This window comes from Streptosporangium nanhuense (assembly GCF_059358815.1).
On record NZ_JCADBG010000012.1, the window covers coordinates 289,915 to 297,314 of the forward strand.

Consider the following 7,400-nt stretch of genomic DNA (forward strand, 5'->3'; position numbering starts at 1 on the left):
CTAGCCCTTCGCGTCCACCGCCCCGCGGCGCCGTTCCGGCTCGCCCTTTTCGGCGGAAAGCCAGGAAAAGGCGGAAGTTTGGCCGCCGACAGGTGGGTAGTCCGACCCTCCTCACGAGTGGAGGACATGAGTGATGGGCGGATTCAAGAAGTTCCTGCTGAGGGGGAACCTCGTCGAGCTCGCGGTGGCCGTCGTGGTCGGGGCGACCTTCAGCGGGCTGGTGCAGGCACTGGTCAAGGACCTCATCACGCCGCTGATCGGGGCGATCACCGGCGGCAGGAATCCGGACTTCTCGCAGTACGTGTTCACGATCAACGGCTCCCGGTTCATGTACGGGGACTTCATCAACCACCTGCTGAGCTTCCTGATCATCGCCGCGGTCATCTACTGGCTGGTCGTGATGCCGATGACCCGGCTGATCGGCTTCTTCGACAGGGACAAGAAGGCCACCGAGAAGGAATGCCCGGAGTGCCTGAGCGACATCCCGATCGAGGCCAAGCGCTGCGCGTTCTGCACCGTGGAGCTGTCACGGGTCGCCGTCGGCGACAAGCCGCCCGCCTGACACCCGCCCCGCGGGACCCTCGTGGGAGCCGGCCTGCCCCCGGCCTGGGAGCCCTTGGTGATCATTGACGGTCGGGGGGAGGTCGGGCACACTTGGCCCCGGCGACGCCTTCCAGGGGAGTGGTATGGACTTCTCCGTCCTGGGGCCGGTCGAAGTGAGGACCGACCACCAGCAGCTTCCCCTGGGCGGACGCAAACAGCGGGCCCTGCTCGCGATGCTGCTCCACCACGCCAACGGCTCCGTGGCCGACGACCTGCTCGTGGACGCGCTCTGGAGCGAGCACCCGCCCAAGACGGCCGACAACAACCTGCGCCTGTACGCCTCCCGCCTGCGCCAGTCCCTGGGCCACGACCGGGTCCTGCGCCGCCACGGCGGCTACCTGCTGGTCGTGCACCCCGGCGAGCTGGACGTCCACCGCTTCCAGTCCCTGGCCAAGAACGGCCGCGACGCGCTGCTGCACGGTGACCACCACGAGGCAGCCGACTTCCTGCACCAGGCCCTGCTGCTGTGGCGCGGCCCCGCGTACGGCGACCTGCGGTTCGTCGAGGACCTGTCGGGCGAGGCGGCGCGCCTGGAGGAGCTGCGGCTCACCACCCTGGAGGACCGCGTCGAGGCCGACCTCGCGGTGAGGTTCCAGCCGGAGCTCGTCGCCGAGCTCACCGGCCACGTGAACGCGCACCCCCTCCGCGAGCGCCTGCGGGCGCACCTCATGGTGGCGCTCACCCGCTCCGGCCGGAGTTCCGAGGCGCTGACGGTGTACGCCGACATCCGCCGCCTGCTGAACGAGGAGCTGGGCGTCGAGCCCGGCGACCGGCTGCGCGACCTCCACCGGCTGATCCTGACCGAGGAGTGGGCCGACCCCGGGCAGGTCACGGGCGAGCGCGCGGGGGACGACCAGGACGGGCAGGAGCACCGGGACGAGCGGCAGGAGACCAGCCGGGGGCCGGCAGAGCCGCGCGAGCCCCCCGCGGAGCTGCCGATGAGCATCGCCGACTTCGCGGGACGCGAGCACTACGTCAGGGAGCTCGTCGCCCGGCTGGACGAGCGCTCCGCGACGACCGTCTCGGTCATCACGGGAATGGGCGGCATCGGCAAGACGACGCTGGCGGTGCACGTGGCGCACCAGCTGGCCGACAGGTTTCCCGGGGGGCAGCTCTACGTCGACCTGCACGGCGCGCACGAGGAGGAGCAGGCGCATCCCGGCCACGTGCTCGGACGGTTCCTCGTCGCGCTGGGCGTGCCCGGGTCGAGCATCCCGGAGTCGGTCGAGGCCCGTGCCGCGCTGTACCGCAGCCGCCTGGCCCGCGCGAACGTCCTGATCGTCCTCGACAACGCGGCGTCGGAGCAGCAGGTGCGCCCCCTGCTCCCTGGCGTCTCCGGCTGCGCCGTCATCGTCACCAGCCGCGCGAGGCTCTCCGGCCTGGAGGGCGTGCGGCCGGTCGAACTGGACGTCCTGAGCACCCAGGAGGCCGTGGAGCTGCTCTCGCGGCAGATCGGGCACGAACGCGTCGCCGCGCAGCTCGCCGCCGTCACCGAGCTCGTCTGGCTGTGCGACCGCATCCCGCTCGCCGTGCGCATCGCGGGCGCGCGGCTCGCCGCCCGCCCCCAGCAGAGCGTCGCCTGGCTCGTCGCGCGGCTCGCCGACGAACGCGGGCGCCTCGACCAGCTGGTCGTCGGCGACCGCGCGGTCAGGGCGAGCCTGGCCCTGAGCTACGTCGGTCTCCCGGAGGGCACGCGACGCGCCTTCCGGCTGCTCGGCCTGCTCGACGTCACCGGCTTCGCGAGCTGGGTCCCCGCCACGCTGCTCGGCCGCCCGCACGAGGAGGGGGAGGCACACCTGGAGGCGCTGGTGGACGCGCAGCTCGCCACCATCTCCGGGATCGACTCCACCGGGCAGGCCCGCTACCGCTTCCACGACCTCGTCCGGCTGTACGCCCACGAGCGCGCGGAGGCCGAGGAGGAACCGGCCGAGCTCCTGCTCGCGACGACCCGGGCGTTCGGCGCGTGGCTCTGGCTGGCGGAGCAGGCCATGGAGCACGTCCACGGCGCCTGCTACGCCGTGCTCCACGGCCCGGCGCCGCGCCGGCCGCTGCCCGGCGACATCGCCGAGCCCCTCCTGCGCGATCCCCTCTCCTGGTTCAACGCCGAACGGACCGCGCTGGCCGGTCTCATCGAGCAGGCCTGCGCCCTGGGGCTCGACGACTTCGCCTGGGACCTCGCCGGATGCCTCGAACGCTACTTCGACTCCCACGGGTTCTTCTCCGAGTGCCGGCGCCTCAACGAGCGGGCCATGCTGGCCTGCCGTGCGGCGGGGAACCTGCTCGGCGAGGCCGTCATGCTGCGCGGGCTGCTCGACGTGACCACCTGGACCGGGGTGGAGCACGAGGGCGGCGCCATGGTGGCGCTGCACACCAACGCCGTCCGGCTGGCGGAGATGTTCACCGAGGTCGGCGAGTTGCGCGGGCTGTCGGACGCCCACGTGATGTGCGCCTGGGGCCTGGCCGCGCAGGGATTCGTCGAACCGGCCGTGGAGTCGGCGGAGACGGCGCTGCGCCTCGCGGAGGAGACCGGCCACCTCGGCGGCCGGGCGCGCGCCCACCTGGCGCTCGGCATCACGCACGGCCAGCGGGAGGTCCTCTCGGCGATCCCGCACCTGGTGAGCGCGCTGAGGGTCGCGGAGACCCTGGGAAACCCGCGCTTCGAATCGACGTCCCTGCAGTTCCTCGGCCTCGCGTACGTCGAGACCGGCCAGCCGGAACCCGCGGAGCAGTGCCTCAACCGCTCCCTCGTCATGTCCAGGGTGGCGCGGGATCCGGCGTCCGAGGCGATGACCCTGCTCGCGCTGGCGAAGCTCTACACCGGCGAGGGCGACGAGCGGGCGCGTCCCACGGCCGTCGTCGTGGAGGAGCTCAGCCGCCGCTACAACCTCACCCACCACCTGGCCGACGCCCTGTGGATCCTGGGCGACCTCGACCGCGCCGACGGCGACCCCGCGCGGGCGGTCGAGCACCTGACGGAGTCCGTGGAGCTGTGGCGGACCCGCAGCTGGACGACGTACCTGGCAGGCGCGCTCCGCAGCCTCGGCCTCGCCCACGCGGCGGCCGGCGACAGGGAGAAGGCCGTCAAGTGCTGGCGCGAGGCCCACGAGCTCTTCACCGTCATCGGGGACAGGGCGAAAGCGGATGATCTGGCCGGACTTCTCGGATCCTCGATCACCGGCTGTCCGTGAAACTTTTTCGGGATATGCGGAAAATATGCAGGGGCTCCGTAGCGTCCGGATGGCAGGAGATCACGTGGTCGTTTGAGGCTTCACGATCCGTACAAGGATGAGCGGGTAAGGCGGGCTCATCTCTGACAGGGTCACACAGGGGCTGACCCTTCTCGCGTCTCGTGAACGCCCCGGGCCACGGCGCGTCCTCCGGGCCGATCACCCGATCGGTCCGGCCCTTTCCACCGGGAAAGGCACCCGGAGGACAATGGAACCGTGAGTTTCGAACTGGCCGTCTGGCACGAGCCCAAACCGATCAGCAGGGAACACGCGGAGAACGTCTTCCGGTCCCTCCGCCACGGGGAGCCTCATCGCGCCACACCTCACCCCGGGGACCGGGATGACGCCGCGGAGCGTGCGGCGCTCTCGCACGACACCGGGGAGCAGGAAGAGCGGGAGGACGCCGAGGCGTATCCCGGGGTGACGGCGTTCGCCGACCGGCTGCCGGGGGCCCGGCGGCTCTCCCCTGACCACCTTCTGGTCAGCATGGACCCGGAGCGGGCCGACGAGGTGTCCGCCGAGGTCTTCGCCCTGGCCGCCGAGTGCGGGCTGGTCTGCTACGACCCGCAGCGCGGCCTGGTGCACAACCTGTCCCCGCGAGGCGTCTACCCGACCATGGAGATGCGGACGGGCGACGGGATGATCGTGGTCGGCCCCGACCTCCAGCTCATCTCCGACACGCTCGCCACCATGTCCCCGCAGAACCCTTTCACGGCCCTGGTCGTCTTCGGCGAGCACTTCGTCCAGAGCTCCCCGGAGATCCAGGGCTACGAGCTGGAGTACAAGGACAGCGTCAGGAACCGGATGTTCCGCACGCACGTCCCGGACCTGGGCGCGGTCCAGGACGCCTTCACCGAGTACGCCACCGGCGAGCGCGCCTTCCTGGACCGCCATGACTGGCGTCTCGTCTGACTCCGGGCGATCGGCGCTCAGCTCCGGGTTCCGCGCGGGCGCGCGAGCCGAGCCCGCCGCCGGCGCGACGGGCTCGTCCCCTATCCGTGCAGGGTGCCGCGCAGGAAGCTGTCGGAGGAATGCCCGGGGTTCCCGTCGAGCGGTTCGCGGGAGACGTCCACCACCGGGTAGTCGGCGGTGCTGACGTCGGCGGGCAGGGGGTAGGAGGCCTGTCCCGAAGGGCCCAGCGTTCCGAGTGAGATCATCCGCTTGGCGGCCCGGTCGAGCAGCCAGACCTCGTAGAAGCCGTCGGGCGCGGGCAGCCCGCTGAGACGGACCTGCAGGCGGTCGCCGCCCGCTCCGGCCCGGAGCTCCGCCACGCCGTCCCCCTGCTTGCCCGGCAGGGCGCCGAGCACCGTCTGGGCGACGACGGTGTCACGTTCCGCGGTCAGCCCCTGGAAGAGGAGCGTGCCGCCGATCCCGGCGACCAGACCGGCGGCCACGGCGGCGAGCAGCCGGACGCGCCGGCCCGCCGCCCCTCTGCCCGCTTCACGGGAGGGACGGAGCGGGCGGGGCCCCGCGGGCGCGACGGCAGGGGCAACCGGGGCCGCCGGCTCGACCGGCTCGACCGGCTCGACCGGAGCAGACGGGACGGCGGATTCGGGCGCGCCGGGCAAGAGGCCGGGAGAGAGCCCGAGTTCCGCGCGCACCCCCTCCCACACGCCGGGGCCGGGATGCTCCAGCGGTCCCTGCCGGACGGCGAGGACGACCTGGACGAGCCCGTCGAGACGTTCGCGACAGTCTGGGCAGGTGGCCAGGTGCGCGGAACCGCCCTCCTCACCCAGGGCGATCAGCGCGAGCGTGTCATCGTTCAGATGGTGCACCGTTCACCCCCAGACGTCGGCGCAGCCGGTCGAGCCCTCGGCTGATGTGGCTTTTGACCGTGCCCAGCGGCAGTTCCAGCTTGGCGGCGATCTCGATGTGCGTGAGCTGCTGGTAGAAGGCCAGCTCAAGGATGGTACGTCGTGGCTCGCCCAGCTTGTTCAGCTCGTCGGTCAGCAGGACACCGTCGGTCACCGCGTCCAGGGCGGGAGGAGGTTCCTGGACCGCGGAGACCAGGGTGTGGGAGATCTTCTGATCCCGCTGGATCAGCCTCCACTGGTCGGCGACCTTGTGCCGGGTGATGCCGGTGAGCCAGGCGGCCAGGGATCCGGCCTCGGCGTCGTAGCCGGCCCTGCCGTTCCACGCGGCGACGAACACCTTCTGGGTGACGTCCTCGGCGTCGGCGGCGCGCCGCAGCGAGCGCAGCGCGAGCGTGTAAACCATCGGAGCCCATCGGCGGTACGCCTCGGCCAGGCAGCGCTCGTCTCCGCCGCGCAGACCGGCGGCCAGGGCGTCTTCGTCCAGCTCGGTCCTGTCGTCGTCAGTGCTGTGCGACATGTCCCGGTCGGGGTGGTCGGGGACGATCATCATCCATTCCTTCGGCGACGAATGGGCGTAACGGCGCATCCATAAGGCGCCCAGCCCAAGAAGAGGGGGTGATGTCGTCAAGGGAAGGAAAACTTACCATGCGTCTCCTTCGTATGCTGAGCTCGGTCGCGGCCTGCGCCGCCCTGCTCGCGCTCCCCCTCCAGGCTCCGGCGTCGGCCGCCACGACCGCGCCCGTCAAGGGTGGCGAGACCAAGGTCACCACGGTCCGGGGTCTGGGCAAGGCCCTTCTCGAGAACGGAATCACCGCCTACGCCACCTCTCCCGGTAGAACCGGCGTCCATGTTTCCGGCGACAACCTGGCCCTGTCCTTCCGCTACCCGGTCACCGGTGGCCGGGCCTCGGTCGACCCGCTGGGCGGGAAGGTCACGCACCGGGGCGACCTGGCGTTCGTCAACGTGAAGAACGGCAAGCGGCTCAAGGTGGGTGACTTCGTCATCGACCTGGCCAAGGGCAGGATCAGTGGGAACGTCAACGACGACCCCAAGACCCGCGTTCCGGTCTTCGACCTCGACCTGTCGGCCGCCAAGCTCAAGGTGGACGGCTCGGTCGTGCACGCCCGCAACATCCGGGTCAAGCTGACCGCCATCGCGGCGGGTGCGCTGAACAAGGCGCTGAAGACCGGCCTGTTCTCGGGAGGCCAGCGAATCGGCACCGCGTCGACGACTCTGCACCTCTGAGCTGCCCCGCCCACCGCTCCTGACCGGTACTCGCTGCGGTGGGCGGGTGCTCTTCGTGGCTGGTCTTGGTACTCGCTGCGGTGGGCGGGTGCTCTTCGTGGCTGGTCTTGGTGTTCGCTGTGGTGGGCGGGTGTTCTTTGTGGTTGTTGTTGGTGTTCGCTGTGGTGGGCGGGTGTTCTTCGTGGTTGTTGTTGGTGCTCGCTGCGGTGGGCGGGTGTTCTTCGTGGTTGTTGTTGGTGCTCGCTGCGGTGAGCGGGTGTTCCGGACGGCCGTCTCAGTTGCGCTCTGGTGGTTCAGGCCTCCGGCCTGCGCGGGCGTGGTGGTTGCGGGCTCTTTTTAAGCCGTCCGGAACACCCGCCCACCTCCGCTGTACGCGTTCTGGCCGTAGGGGGTGCGGGCCGTAGTTGCTTTCTTTCCGGGGTCCTGTCGGCCCGCCGCCGCTGAAGCGTCGGTCAGGGCTGGCTCAGGGTGGGTCGCCGTAGCTGAAGCGCGGCCTCGGAAAGGAGCGCAG

Annotated in this window: 6 protein-coding genes; 4 read left to right on the forward strand and 2 right to left on the reverse strand. The window is 71.0% G+C overall.

Annotation, left to right across the window (positions count from 1 at the left end; all coding sequences use genetic code 11):
- The first annotated feature begins 133 nt into the window (after nucleotides 1-133).
- From mscL to AC5L38_RS24005, 3 genes are all read left to right on the forward strand, one after another.
- Nucleotides 134-562, forward strand: a complete 429-nt coding sequence (mscL, locus tag AC5L38_RS23995) for a large conductance mechanosensitive channel protein MscL (RefSeq protein ID WP_495245051.1) — start codon at nucleotides 134-136, stop codon at nucleotides 560-562.
- Between the two features lie 124 nt (nucleotides 563-686).
- Complete coding sequence (locus AC5L38_RS24000) at nucleotides 687-3,791, forward strand: AfsR/SARP family transcriptional regulator (protein ID WP_495245052.1); 3,105 nt, start codon at nucleotides 687-689, stop codon at nucleotides 3,789-3,791.
- A gap of 255 nt (nucleotides 3,792-4,046) precedes the next feature.
- Nucleotides 4,047-4,742, forward strand: a complete 696-nt coding sequence (locus AC5L38_RS24005) for a hypothetical protein (RefSeq protein WP_495245053.1) — start codon at nucleotides 4,047-4,049, stop codon at nucleotides 4,740-4,742.
- Between the two features lie 80 nt (nucleotides 4,743-4,822).
- Here the strand turns inward: AC5L38_RS24005 and AC5L38_RS24010 are convergent, their stop codons facing one another.
- Nucleotides 4,823-5,605, reverse strand: a complete 783-nt coding sequence (locus tag AC5L38_RS24010) for an anti-sigma factor (protein ID WP_495245054.1) — start codon at nucleotides 5,603-5,605, stop codon at nucleotides 4,823-4,825.
- Complete coding sequence (locus AC5L38_RS24015; protein WP_495245055.1) at nucleotides 5,586-6,191, reverse strand: RNA polymerase sigma factor; 606 nt, start codon at nucleotides 6,189-6,191, stop codon at nucleotides 5,586-5,588. Before AC5L38_RS24015 ends, AC5L38_RS24010 begins: the two co-directional genes overlap by 20 nt.
- 98 nt (nucleotides 6,192-6,289) lie before the next feature.
- Here AC5L38_RS24015 and AC5L38_RS24020 point away from each other — a divergent pair, with 98 nt between their 5' ends.
- On the forward strand, nucleotides 6,290-6,889 hold the full coding sequence (locus tag AC5L38_RS24020) for a hypothetical protein (protein ID WP_495245056.1): 600 nt from the start codon (nucleotides 6,290-6,292) through the stop codon (nucleotides 6,887-6,889).
- Nucleotides 6,890-7,400 lie beyond the last annotated feature (511 nt).

Excerpts from the sequence above, each read along its gene's own strand:
- mscL (WP_495245051.1), top strand. The coding sequence starts at position 134 with ATGGGCGGATTCAAGAAGTTCCTGCTGAGGGGGAACCTCGTCGAGCTC.
- AC5L38_RS24000 (WP_495245052.1), top strand. The coding sequence starts at position 687 with ATGGACTTCTCCGTCCTGGGGCCGGTCGAAGTGAGGACCGACCACCAG.
- AC5L38_RS24015 (WP_495245055.1), bottom strand. The coding sequence starts at position 6,191 with ATGATCGTCCCCGACCACCCCGACCGGGACATGTCGCACAGCACTGAC.
- AC5L38_RS24020 (WP_495245056.1), top strand. The coding sequence starts at position 6,290 with ATGCGTCTCCTTCGTATGCTGAGCTCGGTCGCGGCCTGCGCCGCCCTG.